15 protein-coding genes are annotated in these 17,481 nt (G+C 68.9%); 10 read left to right on the top strand and 5 right to left on the bottom strand.

The genetic code is table 11. The annotated features are described in order from the left end of the window. The first annotated feature begins 30 nt into the window (after nt 1-30). The 8 genes from AB0P21_RS13825 to AB0P21_RS13860 all read left to right on the top strand — a co-directional run bounded on the left by AB0P21_RS13825 (nt 31) and on the right by AB0P21_RS13860 (nt 10,178). Nucleotides 31-1,839 (top strand): sensor histidine kinase, encoded by a 1,809-nt coding sequence (locus AB0P21_RS13825; RefSeq protein ID WP_363696549.1) that lies wholly within the window; start codon nt 31-33, stop codon nt 1,837-1,839. Further along, entirely contained in the window at nt 1,836-3,755 is a 1,920-nt protein-coding gene (locus AB0P21_RS13830; protein WP_363696550.1) for an ATP-binding protein, read from the top strand. Before AB0P21_RS13825 ends, AB0P21_RS13830 begins: the two co-directional genes overlap by 4 nt. Further along, complete coding sequence (locus AB0P21_RS13835; protein WP_363696552.1) at nt 3,752-4,450, top strand: response regulator transcription factor; 699 nt, start codon at nt 3,752-3,754, stop codon at nt 4,448-4,450. The genes AB0P21_RS13830 and AB0P21_RS13835 overlap by 4 nt, the downstream gene beginning before the upstream one ends. A gap of 119 nt (nt 4,451-4,569) precedes the next feature. Then, on the top strand, nt 4,570-7,149 hold the full coding sequence (gene clpB / locus AB0P21_RS13840; RefSeq protein ID WP_363696554.1) for an ATP-dependent chaperone ClpB: 2,580 nt from the start codon (nt 4,570-4,572) through the stop codon (nt 7,147-7,149). 102 nt (nt 7,150-7,251) lie between these two features. Continuing rightward, entirely contained in the window at nt 7,252-7,764 is a 513-nt protein-coding gene (locus AB0P21_RS13845; RefSeq protein ID WP_363696556.1) for a hypothetical protein, read from the top strand. An 85-nt stretch (nt 7,765-7,849) separates the two neighbouring features. Next, entirely contained in the window at nt 7,850-8,776 is a 927-nt protein-coding gene (locus AB0P21_RS13850; RefSeq protein WP_363696558.1) for a LysR family transcriptional regulator, read from the top strand. 74 nt (nt 8,777-8,850) lie between these two features. After that, nucleotides 8,851-9,297 (top strand): nuclear transport factor 2 family protein, encoded by a 447-nt coding sequence (locus AB0P21_RS13855; RefSeq protein WP_363696560.1) that lies wholly within the window; start codon nt 8,851-8,853, stop codon nt 9,295-9,297. Beyond that, nucleotides 9,294-10,178, top strand: coding sequence for a CocE/NonD family hydrolase (locus tag AB0P21_RS13860; protein WP_363696562.1), 885 nt, complete (start codon nt 9,294-9,296; stop codon nt 10,176-10,178). The genes AB0P21_RS13855 and AB0P21_RS13860 overlap by 4 nt, the downstream gene beginning before the upstream one ends. Here AB0P21_RS13860 and AB0P21_RS13865 read toward each other — a convergent pair. Continuing rightward, on the bottom strand, nt 10,173-11,195 hold the full coding sequence (locus AB0P21_RS13865; protein ID WP_363696565.1) for a bifunctional NAD(P)H-dependent oxidoreductase/GNAT family N-acetyltransferase: 1,023 nt from the start codon (nt 11,193-11,195) through the stop codon (nt 10,173-10,175). The two genes, AB0P21_RS13860 and AB0P21_RS13865, sit on opposite strands and share 6 nt — an antisense overlap. Nucleotides 11,196-11,250: 55 nt before the next feature. On the opposite strand from AB0P21_RS13865, the gene AB0P21_RS13870 reads away from it, so the two are divergent. Then, nucleotides 11,251-11,700, top strand: a complete 450-nt coding sequence (locus AB0P21_RS13870; RefSeq protein ID WP_363696567.1) for a MarR family transcriptional regulator — start codon at nt 11,251-11,253, stop codon at nt 11,698-11,700. Between the two features lie 7 nt (nt 11,701-11,707). Here AB0P21_RS13870 and AB0P21_RS13875 read toward each other — a convergent pair whose 3' ends face one another. Further along, nucleotides 11,708-12,859: a pyridoxal phosphate-dependent aminotransferase gene (locus tag AB0P21_RS13875; RefSeq protein WP_363696569.1), complete on the bottom strand. Its 1,152-nt coding sequence runs from the start codon at nt 12,857-12,859 to the stop codon at nt 11,708-11,710. Between the two features lie 60 nt (nt 12,860-12,919). After that, nucleotides 12,920-14,944, bottom strand: coding sequence for a glycosyl hydrolase family 28-related protein (locus AB0P21_RS13880; protein ID WP_363698416.1), 2,025 nt, complete (start codon nt 14,942-14,944; stop codon nt 12,920-12,922). A 153-nt stretch (nt 14,945-15,097) separates the two neighbouring features. Here AB0P21_RS13880 and AB0P21_RS13885 point away from each other — a divergent pair, with 153 nt between their 5' ends. Further along, the gene (locus AB0P21_RS13885; protein WP_363696571.1) at nt 15,098-15,964 is read left to right on the top strand and encodes a DMT family transporter; all 867 of its coding nucleotides are present in this window, start codon (nt 15,098-15,100) and stop codon (nt 15,962-15,964) included. 2 nt (nt 15,965-15,966) lie between these two features. On the opposite strand, the gene AB0P21_RS13890 is transcribed toward AB0P21_RS13885, so the two are convergent. Next, nucleotides 15,967-16,662 carry a hypothetical protein gene (locus tag AB0P21_RS13890; protein WP_363696573.1) on the bottom strand — a complete coding sequence of 232 codons (696 nt, stop codon included), beginning with the start codon at nt 16,660-16,662 and terminating at the stop codon, nt 15,967-15,969. 39 nt (nt 16,663-16,701) lie between these two features. Then, the gene (locus AB0P21_RS13895; RefSeq protein WP_363696575.1) at nt 16,702-17,406 is read right to left on the bottom strand and encodes an FCD domain-containing protein; all 705 of its coding nucleotides are present in this window, start codon (nt 17,404-17,406) and stop codon (nt 16,702-16,704) included. Nucleotides 17,407-17,481: the final 75 nt, after the last annotated feature.

The raw sequence follows: 17,481 nt of genomic DNA on the forward strand, positions 1-17,481 counted from the left end.
GAGGCCCCTGCGGAGTCGCAGAATGAACAGGTGAGTGGACTCAGCACGGCCAGGCCGGAGGTCTTCGACCGGGCGCTCGGACTGGTCGCGACCACGCTGTGTGTCGCCGACCTGTTCGTGCTCGGCCGGGACGACCCGTGGGGGATCGCCAACCGCTGGGTGCTGGTCGTCATCGGGCTCGCGCCCGCGACCCTCGCAGTACGCCGCCGCTGGCCCTTCCTGCCTGCTCCCGCGCTGGCGCTGGCGAGCACCCTCGCGTACCCCGTCGTCGGCCACTCCTGGGTGCTGATCACCTGCCTGGCGCTTGCACTCTTCCTGCTGGCTGCTTCCGACCTCTACCGGTACGCCGTAGCCGTGGCGGCGGTCGCGCTCGCCCTCCCGGTCGTTGTCAGCCTGGTCAACTGGTACCGGCTGACCACCTTGCTGGCCAAGGCTCCGTGGATCGAGTGGGCAGGCTGGTCGTGGCCGGGCTATCCGGAGTACCGGTTCCCACCCTTCTTCGACCCGCTCGGCTGGTGGTTCTCGCCGTGGCTCTATCCGCTGCTGATCGGCGCCTGGCTGCTCGGCCTCGCGTGGCGGTACCGCGCCGTCGCTCAGCCCGCCTTCCGGGCGATCCAGCGTTTCGTGACCGACCCGGTCAACGGCCGGTGGCTGGACGCAGTGTTGGCCGCCGCCCTGGTCGCGTGCGTCATCTACGACGTCGTCGGCCAGCAGATCGGCCCTGAGTGGTCTGCCACCCGGCAGTGGCTGTTACTGCTCGCCTGCGCGGCGCCAGCCACTCTCACCGTCCGACGGATCTACCCCGAGATCCCGTGCCTGGTGCTTGGGCTGGTGGGGCTGCTGATCTATCCGATGACGGAGACCCACTGGGTGCTGACACCGGCGCTCGCGATCGCGCTCTACTCGCTCGCAGTTTGGCGCCCATGGCAACGGTCATTGGTCGTCGCGGGGCTCGGGCTGCTCGCGTTGCCGCTGCTGAGCCGGCTGGTGACGGGCGAGCCGATCCTGCGCTTCGTCAGCTACGGCGTCGAACCGGTGACCGCGATGCTTCACCGAACCTGGCCGGTCTGGTTGTCGGCGTTGCTGCTGGCCGCCTTCGCGATCGGCCTGCTGGTCCGCCTGGCAAGGGAGAACCGGCTGGCCGCGGTGCGCGAGGCCGAGTTGATCGAGCAGAACCAGCAGCGCGAGCAGGTCCAGGTGCTGCTCGAAGGCCGCTCGCAGATCGCCCGCGACCTGCACGACGTGGTCGCCCATCACGTGAACCTGATCGTGATCCAGGCCGAGACGGGGCCGGACCTCGTCCAGCGCGACGAGAAGGACGTGCTGCAAGGGTTCCAGCGGATTGGCGATGCCGGCCGCAAGGCGCTGGGCGAGCTGGACCGGATGCTGTCGGCGCTGCGCGACGCGCACGGCGTACCCGATCCGTCGTTGTCGCCCCAACCGGGGCTGAAGGATCTGCGGCCGCTGACCGATGGGTTGTCCGACCAGGGCCTGCCTGTCTCGTTGGAGGTTCGTGGTGACACCGAGGAGATCCCGGACGGCGTGCAGCTCACGGCGTACCGGCTGGTGCAGGAGGCGCTCACCAATGTGGTCAAGCATGCACGCGCGAGCGGAGTACGGGTGCTGGTCGAGGTGAGCGCTGCCAGTGTCGGGGTGTGGGTCACCGACGACGGGCAGGGGTTCGACCCGGACAGCCCGCCCGACGGCCGGCACGGCCTGACCGGAATGCGCGAGCGCGTGCGGGTCCACGACGGCGCACTCACCATCAGCTCCCACCCAAGCACCGGTACGACGATCAGCGCCGTCCTCCCGTACTCCGAAGAGCAGGCGAACGTATGACCAGAGTCCGTGGGTTCGTGATGGATCGGTCGTTCGACGTGCTGCTGGCCGTCGTCGGCCTGGCGATCACCCAGGTGCGGATCATCCAGCAGCCGGGTGGCTGGCCCAACGCCCCGATACTGCTCCTGGTGGTCATCGCGATCGCGCCCGCGTTGATCGCCGTACGGCGGGTCGACCCGGTGCTGGCCGCGATCGGCCTGGTGACAGCGGCTTTCTGCTCGCAGTTGGTCGGACAGCAGGACTACGTACTGCTCGCCGGTTGCGCGCTCGCCCTCTGGTCGCTGTCATCGCGGTTCCGGCCTACTGCCGCGCTGGCGCTCACTGTGTTGACCGCCGCCCTGCCGCTGGTGGCCAGGATCAAGTGGACAGACTTCGAGAACGCGATCTATCCCTCGATCTACCAGCACGTCGACCACCCGGAGGGTGGATCGACAACCATCGGCGGCATCCAGTCGGCCGAGTTCGACCGGATCTTGCGATCCCAGTGGCCGTGGTGGGCCTCGGCAGCCCTGTTGTCGGTCGGCCTTCTCGCGATTGCCTACCGATACCGCCGCGGGCCGGAGATTGTCAGCCGGACGGCCGGAGAGCGGATCGATGACCTGCGGACGTTCCTGCTGTCGAACGGCGCACTCGACGCGGTGCTGGCGATGCTGGCTGCCTCGCTCGTCCTCGTCGACCTCTGCCGCTCCGTATCCGAGGGCAACTGGTGGAGCGCGCCTGGCTGGATGCCGTACGGCATCGCCTACTCCGCTCTCACGCTGGTACTTCGGCGTCACCGGCCGGCCCTGCCTGTGGTGGTACTGGCCGTTGGCGCGCTGCTGACCTACTGGCAGATGTCCGGCAGTTGGGCGGTGCTTGGCGCAGTGGCGCTGGCGCTCTACTCGCTGGCGGTCTCCCGGCGGGTGCGATTCTCGTTGCCAATAGCAACTGTCGTGCTGGTGGCGGCGCCGGTGATCGCCGAGCTGATCCGGTACGCGCAGCTGGTGATCATCTTCCCGGCGGTGAAGCCCTGGCTGGAGTTGGACGGTTTCGACGGCCGGTACCACAACCCGGTCTACGAAGGTCTGGTCGACCACCAGTGGCCGGTTTTGCTGTCGTTGACTCTGGCCCTGCCGGTCTGTGGCGGGGTGTTGATGCGGCTCTACCGGCGCAACCGGGTGGCCGCGGCGCGCGAGGCAGAGCTGGAACGACGGTCCGAGGAGCAGGACGCGGCGCAGGTGGTGCTGACCGAGCGGTCGCATATCGCGCGGGATCTGCACGACGTGGTCGCGCATGCGGTCAACCTGATGGTGATCCAGGCGGAGACCGGGCCGGATCTGTTGCAGCGTGGGGATCGCGACGTGCTGGAGGGGTTCCAGCGGATCGGCGACACCGGCCGGCGAGCGCTCGGCGAGTTGGATCGGTTGTTGTCGGCGCTGCGGGATGCTGACGGCGTACCGGATCCGCAGTTGGCGCCGCAGCCGGGGCTGGCGGAGTTGCGGCAGTTGGTGCGGGATGTGTCGCACGACCGGCTCATGGTGGAGTTGGAGCTGGTCGGCGATCCAGGGCTGCCGCCGGTGGGTCACCAGCTCACGGCGTACCGGCTGGTGCAGGAGGCGTTGACGAATGTGGCCAGGCACGCCGAGGCGATGGGGGCGAAGGTGACGGTGCGGGTCGGTGCCGACGGCATTGCGGTCTCGGTGGCGGACGACGGCCGCGGCTTCGATCTCGCCGTGGCGGGCAAGGGCGGCCGCCACGGCCTCGCCGGTATGCGGGAGCGGGTCCGCATCCACCACGGCTCGCTGGAGGTCCGGACGGCGCCCGGCTCGGGGACGGTCGTCGAGGCCTGGATTCCGGTCGGTGGCGCCGCGTCACCCGCCGCGGATCCGCAACGGCTGACGGACGTCGGTACGGCGGCCGCGGAGCCGGTCCGATGAGCGATGGCGCGGCGCCGATCCTGGCCGAGCTGCCGCCGATCAAGGTGATGGTGGTGGACGACCAGGATCTGGTCCGGGACGGGATCGCGATGATTCTGGACGGGCAGCCGGACATCGAGGTGGTGGCCCAGGCGGTTGACGGGGCGGACGCGATCCGGAAGGCCGCCGCGGTGCTGGACCTCGGCGTGGTGCTGATGGATGTCCGGATGCCGGTGATGGACGGGATTGAGGCGACCCGGCGGCTGGCGGCGCAGGTGAACGCGCCGCGGGTGCTGATCCTGACGACGTTCGACCTGGACGAGTACGTGTACGACGCGCTGCGGGCCGGGGCGAGCGGGTTCCTGCTCAAGCGGTCGTCGCGGGACGAGCTGATCAACGCGGTCCGGGTGATCGCGGCCGGTGACGCGCTGCTCGCGCCGCCGGTGACACGGCGGCTGATCGACCGGTTCGCCGACAACCGGCTCGACCCGGCGGTGGCGGCCCGGCTGGACGTGCTGACCGCGCGCGAGCGGGAGGTGCTCGTCCTGGTCGCCAAGGGCAACTCGAATGCCGAGATCGCGGCCGGGCTGCACCTGACCGAGCACACGGTGAAGACCCACGTCAGCCGGATGCTGGCCAAGACCGGCCTGCGGGACCGGGTCCAGGCGGTGATCCTGGCCTACGACTCCGGCCTGGTGACCGCGGGTCAACGCTGAAGCCTGGGGAAATCCCTGAGTTTTTCCCCAGGATTCGACAGAGTTGAGTGGAATGGACTCAAGTTTGGATAGGTTGTCTCTGGTAGGACCTGTATCTGAACTTGAAAGGCTGGAACCAGATGGATGTTCAGCGGTTGACGACGCTGGCCCGGGAAACCCTGTCGGTCGCGATCCGTCAGACGTCTGCGGCAGGCAACCCGACCGTGGAACCGATTCACCTGCTGTCGGCACTGCTCGCGCAGCCGGAGGGGACCACGGTCGGTCTCCTCGAGGCAGCCGGCGGTGACCTCGACGCAGTACGCCGTCGTACGGCGGAGGCGATGAGTCGCCTGCCCAAGGCGAGCGGTGGCAGCGTGCAGGCGCCGAGCCTGTCGCCGAAGACGAGCGACGTGCTCAACCAGGCAGAGCAGCGCGCGCTGGGGCTCGGGGACGAGTTCGTCTCCACCGAGCACCTGCTGATCTCGCTGGCGACCGTCGAGGGCGTCGCGCAGACCGCGTTGGGCGTGACCGCCGACGCGCTGCTACAGGCGTTCGACGGGATGCGCGGCAACCGGCGGATCACCTCGCCGGAGGCCGAGGGCACCACCAAGACCTTGGAGAAGTACGGCGTCGACCTGACCGAGCGGGCTCGCGACGGCAAGCTCGACCCGGTGATCGGGCGCGACTCGGAGATCCGGCGCGTGGTGCAGGTGCTGTCCCGGCGGACCAAGAACAACCCGGTGCTGATCGGTGAGCCCGGTGTCGGCAAGACCGCTGTGGTCGAGGGGCTGGCTCAGCGGATCGTGGCCGGCGACGTGCCGGAGTCCCTGCGCGGCCGGCGGCTGATCAGCCTCGACCTCGGCGCGATGGTGGCCGGCGCGAAGTACCGGGGTGAGTTCGAGGAGCGGCTGAAGGCGGTGCTGACCGAGATCAAGGAGTCGGACGGCCAGGTCATCACGTTCATCGACGAGCTGCACACGGTGGTCGGCGCGGGCGCGTCCGGCGAGGGCGCGATGGACGCCGGCAACATGCTGAAGCCGATGCTGGCCCGCGGCGAGCTGCGGATGATCGGCGCGACGACGCTCGACGAGTACAGGACTCGCATCGAGAAGGACCCGGCGCTGGAGCGGCGGTTCCAGCAGGTGTTCGTGGGCGAGCCCTCGGTCGAGGACTCGATCGCCATCCTGCGCGGGCTGAAGGAGCGCTACGAGGCACACCACAAGGTCGCCATCTCCGACTCCGCGCTGGTCGCGGCAGCGACGCTGTCGAACCGCTACATCAGCGGCCGGCAGCTGCCAGACAAGGCGATCGACCTGGTCGACGAGGCCGCGTCCCGGCTGCGGATGGAGATCGACTCGTCGCCGGTCGAGATCGACTCGCTCCGGCGTACCGTCGACCGGCTGAAGATGGAGGAGCTCGCGCTGTCGCGCGAGGAGGACGCCTCGTCGCAGGACCGGCTGGCCCGGCTGCGCGCCGACCTCGCGGATCGCGAGGAGGAACTGCGCGCGCTCGAGGTGCGCTGGGAGAAGGAGAAGTCCGGCCTGAACCGGGTCGGTGAGATCAAGGAGCGGATCGACGAACTGCGCGGCCAGGCCGAGCGGGCCCAGCGTGACGGTGACTTCGAGACCGCCTCCAGGATCCTGTACGGCGAGCTGCCGCAGCTGGCCAAGGAGCTGGAAGAGGCGTCCGAGCAGCCGGTCGCGGACGGCCCGGACGCGATGGTCAACGAGGAGGTCGGGCCGACCGAGATCGCCGAGGTGATCGCGATGTGGACCGGCATCCCGACCGGGCGGCTGCTCGAGGGCGAGACCGGCAAGCTGCTCCGGATGGAGGACGAGCTGGGTCAGCGGCTGATCGGTCAGCGCGAGGCGGTCAAGGCGGTCAGCGACGCCGTCCGGCGGGCGCGGGCCGGCATCTCCGACCCGGATCGGCCGACCGGTTCGTTCCTGTTCCTCGGGCCGACAGGCGTCGGTAAGACGGAGCTGGCCAAGGCGCTGGCGGACTTCCTGTTCGACGACGAACGCGCGATGGTGCGGATCGACATGTCGGAGTACGGGGAGAAGCACAGCGTGTCGCGGCTGGTCGGCGCGCCTCCCGGCTACGTCGGCTACGAGGAAGGCGGGCAGCTGACCGAGGCGGTGCGGCGTCGGCCGTACTCCGTGATCCTGCTCGACGAGGTGGAGAAGGCGCATCCCGAGGTCTTCGACATCCTGCTGCAGGTGCTCGACGACGGGCGGCTGACCGACGGCCAGGGCCGCACGGTCGACTTCCGCAACGTCATCCTGGTGCTGACCAGCAACCTCGGCTCGGCGTACCTGGCGGACATGTCGGTCGACGACGCGGTCAAGCGCGACCAGGTGATGAACGTGGTGCGGACCGCGTTCAAGCCGGAGTTCATCAACCGGCTGGACGAGATCGTGCTGTTCGACGCGCTCGGCAGCGAGGAGCTGACCAAGATCGTCGGGCTGCAGATCGTCGCGCTGCAGAAGCGGCTGCTGGACCGGCGGATCACGCTGGACGTCGGCGAGGACGCGATGGAGTGGCTCGCGATGACCGGCTACGACCCGGTCTACGGCGCGCGCCCGCTGCGCAGGCTGGTCCAGTCGGCCATCGGCGACGAGTTGGCGCGGGGCCTGTTGTCCGGCGCCATCCGCGACGGCGACACGGTCCACGTGCGGCTGAGCGAGGCGAAGGACGCCCTCGAGGTCACCTCCGCCTGAGCTTGCTCCTGAACCACCCCGTGCCTGCGAGGTACGGGGTGGTTTTGCGTGGGTCTGGGAGGATCGGGGTGGGGGTATCGGGTGGAAGGAACTGTGTAGGAGATGAGCGACCAGTACGGCGACGAGCGGCCGGGGCCCTACCAGGGCGTCTACGGCTCGTCCGGCCAGCAGCCGCCACCCCAGCAGCCGCCGTACGGCGGACAGCCTGGTCCCAACCCGTACTCCTACGCACCCGACCTGACCGCGCCGCCCAAGCAGGTGCGGATCGCCGCCGCCATCTCACTCGGCCTCGGCGCCCTCTGCGTGCTGCTCGGCCTCTTCGCCCTCACCTCGGCCGGCGCCGAGATCGCTAACGTCCTGACCGGCGACCCTGACGCCAAGGGCCTGGTCGTCGGCGTCATCCTGGTCACCAGCCTCGCGTACATCCTCCCGGCGATCTTCCTCCGCAAACGCCGCCGCTGGGCCCGCACGCTGCTGATCGTCGTAGCCGCTCTGGGGATCGGCGGCGGCATCACCGCCCTGCCCGCATCCCTGCTTGGCCTGGCCCTGCACGGCACGCTGCTCTACCTGATGCTCCAAGAACCCACGAAACGCTGGTTCCAGGGCCCGCGCTGACCTTGTCCTGTTGCTGCCACCAGCTGGGACAAATCCACTCTGCCGGGGACAATGACCGATTCGGCAGCTGAGTGGGGAGACCGGCGTGGAGCTTCGGGAGGTCGAGGTGTTCCTGGTCCTGGCCGAGGAGCTGCACTTCGGCCGGACCGCTGAGCGGCTCCACCTCAGCCAGGGACGGGTCAGCCAACTGATCCGGAGCCTGGAACGCGAGGTGGGCGCCGCTCTCTTCACCCGAACCAGCCGAAGTGTCGCCCTGACACCGCTCGGTGCCGACTTCCGAGCGGCGGCGGGAGCCGGGTACGACGCACTGACAGCCGCACTCCGTACTGCGCGCGCAGCGGCCAGGGGTGTGGCGGCCGACCTCCACCTGAGCTACATGCCGGCGATCGGCGCCGACCTGGTGACCCGCGTGGTGGCCGGCTTCGAGCAGGACCAACCGCAGTGCGGGTTGGTGGTCAGTGCGATGGTGAGCCTTCCGCTAGAGGCTCAGGGGATGGTGTTGCCGGGTCCGGCCGACGTCGGCCTGGTCTGGGCGCCGGAAGCCAACCGGGAGTTGGCCGGCCGCCGGTACGGACCGGTACTTCGGCGCGTGCCGCGCGGTGTCGTCGTACCGGTCGATCATCCGTTGGCCGGCCGCGAGCAGGTGCACCTCGACGATCTCGCCGACTACGTGCTGCTGAATCCCAGCGATGCCTGGGCGCCGGAGTACCGGGACTTCTGGGTGCCGCCGCGGACGCCTGACGGACGCGTGATCAGGCGAACCGAGCGGGACGTGCTGAGCCTGTCCGGCAGATCCGAGCTGACCATCCAGGACATCCTCGCGCTGGTCGCCAGGGGGCACGGGATCCACTGCACGGTGGCGTCCGCGCTCGCCGCCCATCCGTTCCCCGGGCTGACGATGGTTCCGCTGGTGGGCCTGCCGCCCATGCTCGTGGTCCCGGTCTGGGCGGCCGGCGCGGAGAACGCCACCATCCGCGCGTTCGTCGAATCGGCGGCCCGGGCTGCCGACTGATCGATTAGCGGCAGTGATCGGGCCATTGGAAGATCGTCGTTGTTCGGTCCGATTCGCTCCCGAAGACTCGAGCCATGACAGAGAAAGCAGACATCATCGAGCGATGCACCCGGTTCGCCTGGCACGTCGATCACCAGGAGTGGCAGGAGTTGCGAGGCCTGTTCACCGAGAAAATCCTGGTCGACTACACCAGCCTCAACGGCGGCGAACCGGCACATGTGGCCGCCGACGACATCGTCGGAGCCTGGGCCGGATTCCTGTCCGGGTTCGACGTGACCCAACACCTGATCACCAATCAGCTGGTCACCGTTTCCGGCGACACCGCAGTCTGTACGGCCGCCTTCCAGGCGACCCATCGGCTGAGCAGTGCCGCGGGTGGATCGTTGTGGACCCTGGGCGGCGACTACCGGTTCGAACTGGTCCGGTCCGATGCCGGATGGCTGATCTCGGCGGTCACCATGACTGCGACCTGGGGCGACGGCAACCAGCACCTGATGACCTTGGCCGGAGGCGCCGGATGAGCGAGCCGGAGCTGGTCACATTTGATGCTGATGGCAACGAGTTGGCCGGGCACCTGTACCGGCCGGACGGCGATGGGCCCTGGCCGGCGGTTGTCGTGTCCGGTTCCTGGCTGACGGTCAAGGAGCAGATGGCAGGACTCCACGCACGCGCGCTGGCGGAGTACGGGTATGTCGCTCTGGCCTTCGACTTCACCGGGACCGGGGCCTCGCAAGGGCAGCCACGCGACACCGAGTCGGCGGCGCTGAAAACTCGTGATCTCCAGCACGCGATCAGCTTCCTCGCGAGACGGTCCGACGTACGGGCTGACCGGATCGGTGCGCTCGGGATCTGCGCGAGCGCCGGGTACGCCGCGGACAGTGCCGCAGCTGACTCCCGGGTTCGCTCGCTGGCTCTCGTCGCGCCGTGGTTGCACGATGCGGAGCTGGTCGAGGTGATCTATGGCGGTAAGGAAGGTGTGGACGAGCGGATGGCTGCCGGTGAAGCGGCGCGGCTGCGGTACGAGGCGACCGACGAGGTGGAGTACGTCCCGGCAGTCAGTCGCACCGATCCGACGGCGGCGATGTACGGCCCGTTCGAGTACTACCTCGACCCGGAGCGGGGCGCCGTACCGCAGTGGCCGAACAAGTTCGCCGTGATGGCCTGGCCGGAGTGGCTGACCTACTCCGCGATCCCGACCGCACCTGCTCTGCGAGTTCCAACTCTGCTGGTCCACAGCGAGGACGGCGCCATCCCCGACGGAGCCCGCCGATTCCACGCCGGCCTGACGGCACCGAGTGAATTCGTCTGGCTCACGGGCGACCAGATGGCCTTCTATGACGACGAGAAGCTCGTCGCCGAGGCTCTTGAGCATGTCGTCCTGCACTTCCGGGCCACGTTATGACAGTGGCTTGCGGAGGGTGACCGCACCGGGTGGGGCCTCGTCCGTGGACAGGTGGTAGCCGGCGCGTTGGTACATCTTCTGGTTGGCCGTACTACGAGCGCCGGTGAACAGGGTGGCGGCGGTGACACCTTCAGGCGCTCGGGTCTCCGCGTGGGCGAGGAGGCGTTGACCGAGGCCTTGGTGGCGCTGGTCGGGGGCGACCATCAAGCGGCCGATCAGCCAGTCGTCGCCCTCGCGCTTGGCTCGGACGGACCCGATCAGGCGACCACCGCTGCGGATCACCCAGGTGGACCAGTCGCTGAGGCCCGCTTCGACGTCGGTCGCGGACTCGTGCAGGGCGGGCAGGTCGAGCATCTGGTTCACGATGGCCTCGTCCACCCAGCAGGCGCGTTGCAGGACGACGAGCTCGGCGACGTCCCGTGGCGTTGCTGGGACGATCTGCCTGTCCTCGCCGCGCAGCGGGCGCATCACCTCGGCGGCGCGGGTGAGTTGCTCGAGGGCTCGCTGGGCGTGGTTCGTACGGCGGTCGGTGTCGATTACCTCGCCGTCGACCAGGTCGTCGGCTAGTCGCAGGTAGACGTCACCGCCGATCGACAGCATCCGGAGCGAGGTCGCCACGCCACGGGCCATCTGGACGCCGCGGGAGCCGGCCGAGGTGTTGCCGTAGCCGACGAACAAGCAGGGCTTCCAGGCCCACTCCCGGCTCAGATAGTCGAAGGCGTTCTTCAACGTCGCGGGCATCGCGAAGTTGTACTCACTGGTGACGAAGACGAGTGCGTCGGCGGCCTCCACCTGACGACTCCAAGCCCGGGTGTGCTCGTGCTGGTAGATCCCGGTCGACGGGTGCTCCGGCTCGTCGAGGAACGGCAGGCCGACCTCGGCAAGGTCAGCCACCTCGATCGTGAGGTCAAGCTCGGCGACGGTCGGCTCGGTCGACCGGCGGAACCAATCCGCGACGGCGGGCCCGACCCGGCCCGGCCGGGTGCTGGCGATGACCAGCAGGATTTTCATTGACATGTCTAAGACTTTAGCGAATTTCTGTGACATGTCAAAGAAGAAGTAGGATGGGCCGGTGACCGGGACCAACTGGCTGACCGCCGACGAGGAACGCGCTTGGCGAGCGGTACGACGGCTGCTCACCGTGCTGCCGTCGCGGCTGGCGCGCGACCTCAACCAGGCCGGGCTCTCCAGTGCCGACTACGAAGTACTGAGCACGCTGTCGGAGAAGCCCGGACGGCGCTGGGGGCTCCGGGACTTCGCGGAGAAGATGCAGTGGTCGCGCAGCCGGCTGTCGCATCACGCGGGCCGGATGGAGGCCCGCGGCTTGATCGAGCGCGAGCCGGATCCCGCCGATGCGCGCGGCTCGATCTACCACCTCACCGAGGCGGGGTTCGCGCTGCTCGAGGAGGTCGCGCCGAGTCATCTCGAGTCGGTGCGCGACCGGTTCGTCGACCATCTGTCGGCCGACGAACTCGTCGTCCTGGAGCGGGTGGCCGACCGGATCGCCGACCTGCCGGACTGAGCCGGGGTCAGAGTTTCGCGAGGCGGGACAGGGCTTCTTCCAGGACTTCGGGCTTTTTGCAGAACGCCCAGCGGACCAGCGGTCGGCCGGCTTCGGTGTTGTCGTAGAAGACCTGGGTGGGAATGGCGACGACACCGGCGCGTTCGGGCAGCAGCCGGCAGAAGTCGATCCCGTCGGTGTGGCCGAGCGGGCGGATGTCGGTGGTGACGAAGTAGGTGCCCTGCGGGCGGTGGACGCCGAAGCCGAGGGACTGCAGGCCGTCACAGAGGTAGTCGCGTTTGGCCTGCAGGGTGGCGCGCAGGGCGTCGAAGTAGTCGTTGCCTAGAGCAAGGGCTCCGGCGACGGCCGGTTGGAAGGGCGCGCCCGAGACATAGGTGAGGAACTGTTTGGCGGTGTTGACCGCGGTGACCACCTCAGGCGTGCCGGTGACCCAGCCGATCTTCCAGCCGGTGACCGAGAAGGTCTTGCCGGCGCTGCCGATCGAGACGGTCCGCTCCGCCATCCCCTCGTACGCCGTCAGTGGGCGGTGCTGCAGCCCGTCGAAGATCAGGTGCTCGTAGACCTCGTCGGTGATCACCACCAGGTCGTGCTCGACCGCGATCGCCGCGATGCCACGCAGCTCGGCGTCGTCGAGCACGGTGCCAGTCGGGTTGTGCGGCGAGTTGATCAGCAGCACCTTGGTGCGCGGCGTCACCGCGGCGCGCATCTCGTCGAGGTCGAGCCGGAAGTCGGGGGCGCGCAGCGTGACCGGTACGCGGCGGCCGCCGGCCATCGCGATGCAGGCGGCGTACGAGTCGTAGTACGGCTCGAGGGCGATCACCTCGTCGCCTGGCTCGACGTACGCGAGGAGCGCGGCGGCGATCGCCTCGGTGGCACCCGTGGTGACGAGCACCTGGGTGTCCGGGTCGTAGCTGAGGCCGTAGAAGCGTTGCTGATGATCGACGATCGCCTGCCGCAGCGCGGGGATGCCGCGGCCCGGCGGGTACTGGTTCGCGCCGGCGCGGATCGCGGCGACGGCGTCCTCGAGCAGGGAGTCCGGGCCGTCGGTGTCGGGAAAGCCCTGACCGAGGTTGACCGAACCGGTTCGGACCGCCAGCGCGGACATCTCCGCGAAGATCGTGGTCCCGAGTCCTTGCAGCCGCTGAGCGTGTTCGCGCATGCCTCCGACCCTAACCCGCCGGCTCAGGCATTGCTGCCTGAGCCGGCGGAGGGGGAGGGGTCAGTTCCAGGGGCTCGGGGGAGCCGGCGGAACCACCGGGGGACGGTCTTCGCAGTGGCCCGGAGCGCCGGCGTCAGCGGTCCAGTTGCCGTCGTTACCAGCGCCGAGCCGTACGTCGAACTCCGGCGTACCGGTGAAGTGGAAGGTGCCGCAGTTGTTGACGAACGGCGCTCCCACGTTGCGGGCGTCGACGTTCTCGAAGGTGGCCCAGCCGCCGACCCGGGCGTTCACCACGTTGGTGCCGGTGCCGTCCACCTTGATGTTGCGGAAGGCAACATTCGTCAGCGCGTACTGGTCCTTGACCGGCCAGTCGACGACGAACATGAACGCGTTGTAGGTCGAGTCCAGGAACGAGCTGTCGGTGACCTCGATCTTGCCGGACATGTTCGACTGCAGGGCGTAGAGCCAGATCGCGCCCAGGCCGAGGTCCCAGTTCAGGTCCCGCGGCCCGCCGCGCACCGTCGTGTTGCGGGCGAACGACAGGGTGCCCTCGAACGGCGTCGAGCCGAACCGCGAGCCGGCGTGCAGCGTGCTGCCCTCGCGGAGCGGGTCGGCCACCAGGTTGTCGGTGACCGCGTTGTCGCGACCGCCGTAGATGGCGATGTTGTTCGCCAGCGTCGGCGTCTGCACGGTGTTGTGGTCGTAGACGTTGTTGTGGTTCACCAGACCTTCGGCGTTGGTCTCCGACCACATCGCCAGCCCGTCGTCACCGGTGTTGCGGATGAAGTTGTTGGTGGCGCGGACGTTCGAGACCCCGAGGTGCAGGTTCATCCCGTCGGCCACCTGGTCGGTGATGACGTTGTTGCGGATCAGCAGCCCGCTCATCGGGCCGTCCAGCCAGATCCCCACCTTGGTGCGGTGCAGGTACAGGTTCTGGATCGTGGACCCGCCGCCGATCGCGCCGCCGATCCCGTTCACCTGGTCGGTGTCGATCCGCTCCCGGACGTCGCTCTCGATCGCGAAGTCGGACAGGTGCACCTTGGTGCTGCCGCCGGCGTCGGCGTACTTGCCGTAGAAGCCCGGCGCGCTGTGCACCGACTTGTCCGGCGCGGGCTGCGCGAGCGGCAGCACCTTGCCCTTGATGATCGTCCACCAGTTGCCGGCGCCCCGGACGGTGACCTTGTCCACGATGATGTGCCGGTTGACCTGGTAGGTGCCGGGCGGGATGAAGACCGACCAGCCGAGCTTCTTGGCGACCGCGATGGTCCGGTCGATCGCCGGCGCCGCGTCCCGCTGACCGGTCGGGTCGGCCCCGAAAAGCCTGACGGACAAGGAGCGAGCGGGTTGCCGGATCGGAGCGGCGACCAGTTCGAAGTCGGCGACGTCCAGCACAGTCCACGCGGCCGGCGCCCCGGCGGGGAGCTGGAAGCGGATCTTCTCCCCGGCCTTCACCGTCTTGCCGAGCAGCAGCCGCTGCTCGTCGTAGAAATGGTTCGGCCGGAACGGCTTGGTGACCGGATCCGGCTCGGGCTTCCACCAACCGGGGTTCGGGTCGACATCGGGGTTGTTGGAGAACGGGTACATCCCGTACAGCCAGGCGTACTCCGAGGTCAGCGTCATGGTCTTGGCGCGCTTGCCGTTCACCAGAACGTCAAGCGGGGACCGCAGTCCACCACCGGTCGCGGAGTCGGGAATGCTGTAGCGCAGGGTCAACGCGTTGGCCGGCTTCGACAGCGTGAACTCCACGTACTGCCCAGCCTGAGTCAGCCGTACTGCGGTACGCCCCGACGCCTCGGCGGGCAGGGTGTAGGCCTCGCGACCGGGCCCGATCTTCTCGCCGGTGGTGGCGGCGTTCTCCGCCTCCTGCTCGACGAACGGGACAGTCGCGCCGCGCCCCTGGACCAGCGCGGGATCAAGTCCGGCGCGAGTCACCACGGGAGCGGCCTGCGGCGGATGGCTGGGACGACCGGTGCCGGTCGTGGAGGTGGCAGCGGCCGACAGACCGGATGCGGCGAGCAGAGCGCCGACCACGGCGCCGATCACCATCGGGCGGCGACGGACAAAGAATTGGGACACGGGCGACATCCCCCTCGAACTCACGGCCGCCCCACAGGCGGTGCCGTACTGAGCCCGGACACTACGCACGCCGACTGTTCTCCGCAAGATTTCGACAGATGGAAGTAATTTCCGCGCAACCCTCGCTCTCGGTAGTGTGCGAGGAGTGCCAGAAGAGTCTCGATGAACGGCCAAGCACTCACCCTCGTCCTGGTCGCCGCGGTCCTGCACGCGGCCTGGAACTTCGCGGCGAAGCGGGTCCGCCACGGCGGCGCGACCTTCGTCTGGGCCTATTACTCGGCCGCCGCAGTCTTCCTGCTGCCCGCGCTAGTCATCACGCTGCTCGTCACGGACGCGAGACCGCACTGGAACTGGTTGCTGGCCGCCGTCATCACCGCAGTACTGCACATCGGCTACGGCCTCGTCCTGCAACGCGGGTACGACGTCGGCGACCTCTCCGTGGTCTATCCGGTGGCGCGGGGGACTGGACCATTGCTGTCAGTACTGCTGGCCGTTGTCCTGCTCCACGAACGCCCGGGCCCGATCGGCTTGGCCGGCGCCGCGCTCATCGTCACCGGCGTACTCACCATCAGCGGTGGTGGCATGCGACGCCCCAGACAGCCTGGAGTCCGGGCCGGAGTCACGTACGGCGTAGCGACGGGTGCCCTGATCGCCGCCTACACACTCTGGGACGCGTACTCCGTCACGACGCTGGCCGTGCCGCCGATCATCTACTTCGCCACCGGCTCCCTGCTGCAGAGCGCCTTCCTGGCGCCCAAGGTGCTCCGCGACCGCGAGCCGCTTCGCCTGCTGTGGAAGGAGAACAAACGCGAGGTGCTGATCGTCGGGTTGCTGTCGCCGATCGCCTATCTGCTGGTCCTGTTCGCGATGCGCCTGGCGCCGGTGAGTCTGGTGGCGCCTGCGCGAGAGGTGAGCATCGTCCTGAGTGGTCTCGCCGCCTGGCTCGTCCTCGGTGAGGCCGGCGCGCGACGGCGCTTGCTCGGCAGTGCCGTAGTACTGGCCGGCATTGTCGCGATCGCCTTCGCCTGACCTCAGCGACCGACGAACACGTAGTCGCTGGTTGCCCCGAACACCTCGGCCGCATCAGCGAACCGCGCCCGGTACTGCGTATCCACCCGCGGCCGCAACGTCAGCACGACGATCCCCTCGCCGTCACTGGTCGCGCTTCCCGCCGGCGCGAACGGTGCATTGTCGTCCGCCGGAGCCTTCCTGGACTCGATCGTGGCGGTCGCTCCCGCCCACGGCACCATCGCCGACGCCTTCGGGTCGTAGCGGTTGACCTGGAAGGTGACCTCGGTCCCCGAGCTCGCCTGCCGCGCCGCGGCCACGGTCACCGTCGACCCGGCCCGGACCTCGGTCACCGGCGCGTTGTAGTCGGCCCCGGACCGATCGGTCCTGGTCACCGTCCAGGTCCACTGCCCGAACGGATCATTGGAGAACACCTGCGCGACCGCGCTGTCGGTACGCCGGAACCGCAGCTCACTCGTCTCGGTCGACCCGACCGCCGCCGTCCAGGTGACGTCGCTCGGCCCTCGACCGGTGCAGACCTTGGTGGCGGTGAACTCCAGCTCGGCCTGGTCGACGGCGATCCGGGCGGGTGCGTTCAGCGTGCAGGCGGCGTCCTCGGTCGAGCCGGGGATCAAGAGCGAGACACCGACCACGATCAGCACGATCGCGCCCGCGGTCAGCCAGCGAACCGATCGGCGTCCCGCGGTGAGAGAGGGCACTCCACCATCATCACGGCGCCGAGTTGCCCCAGCAATGCCTCAGTCTTCGCCGAGAGCTACCTGCGGCACCGGGCGCAGCGCGCGCAGCCAGAGCTCGGTCTGGGCGATGTGGGCGGAGGCGGCGGTGGCGGCGGCGGCCGGGTCGCGGTGGGCGATCGCGGCGAGGATCGCGCGGTGGCCGCGGTCGCTGGTCTGCTTGATCGCGTCGAAATCAGCGCCTGGTTCGAAGATCCGGTAGTGCCCGCCGCGACCCCGGATCACGCCGGTCAGCGCGGTGACGGTCGGATTGCCACCCGCAGTACAGATGGTGCCGTGGAACTCCGCGTCCAGGGCCTGGATCTCCGCCGCGTCGGTGGTCGCCTCCAGCCGGTCGAGGATGTCGCCCAACTGTTTCTCCAGCTCAGGATCCTGCCGGGCCGCGGCCGCGGCGGTCGCGTGCGCCTCGAGTACCCGGCGTACTTCGAGCAGTTGCAGCACCCCTTCGAGCGGAATCAGGTCGACCGAGAGCGAGAACCGGCTGATGATCTCGGCCGGGTCCAGCGCCGAGACGTAGGTGCCCGAGCCGTGCCGCGACTCGATCACACCCAGCGCGGCGAGCGAGCGGGCCGCCTCGCGCAACGAGCTGCGGGATACCCCGAGGTGGTCGCAGAGCTCCGGCTCCGGCGGGAACTTCGCCCCCGGCCCCAGCTCGCCGGACGCGATCATCTGCCGCAGCCCGGCCAGCGCCTTGTCCGTCGCTGCCATCAGCACCTCCCCTTCGAAGACCTACTCAGAGAGTAAGTCCTCAGACCACTTGCGGTCACGTGATCGTCTAGACCT

This window comes from Kribbella sp. NPDC056861 (assembly GCF_040687575.1).
Classification (GTDB): Bacteria; Actinomycetota; Actinomycetes; order Propionibacteriales; family Kribbellaceae; genus Kribbella.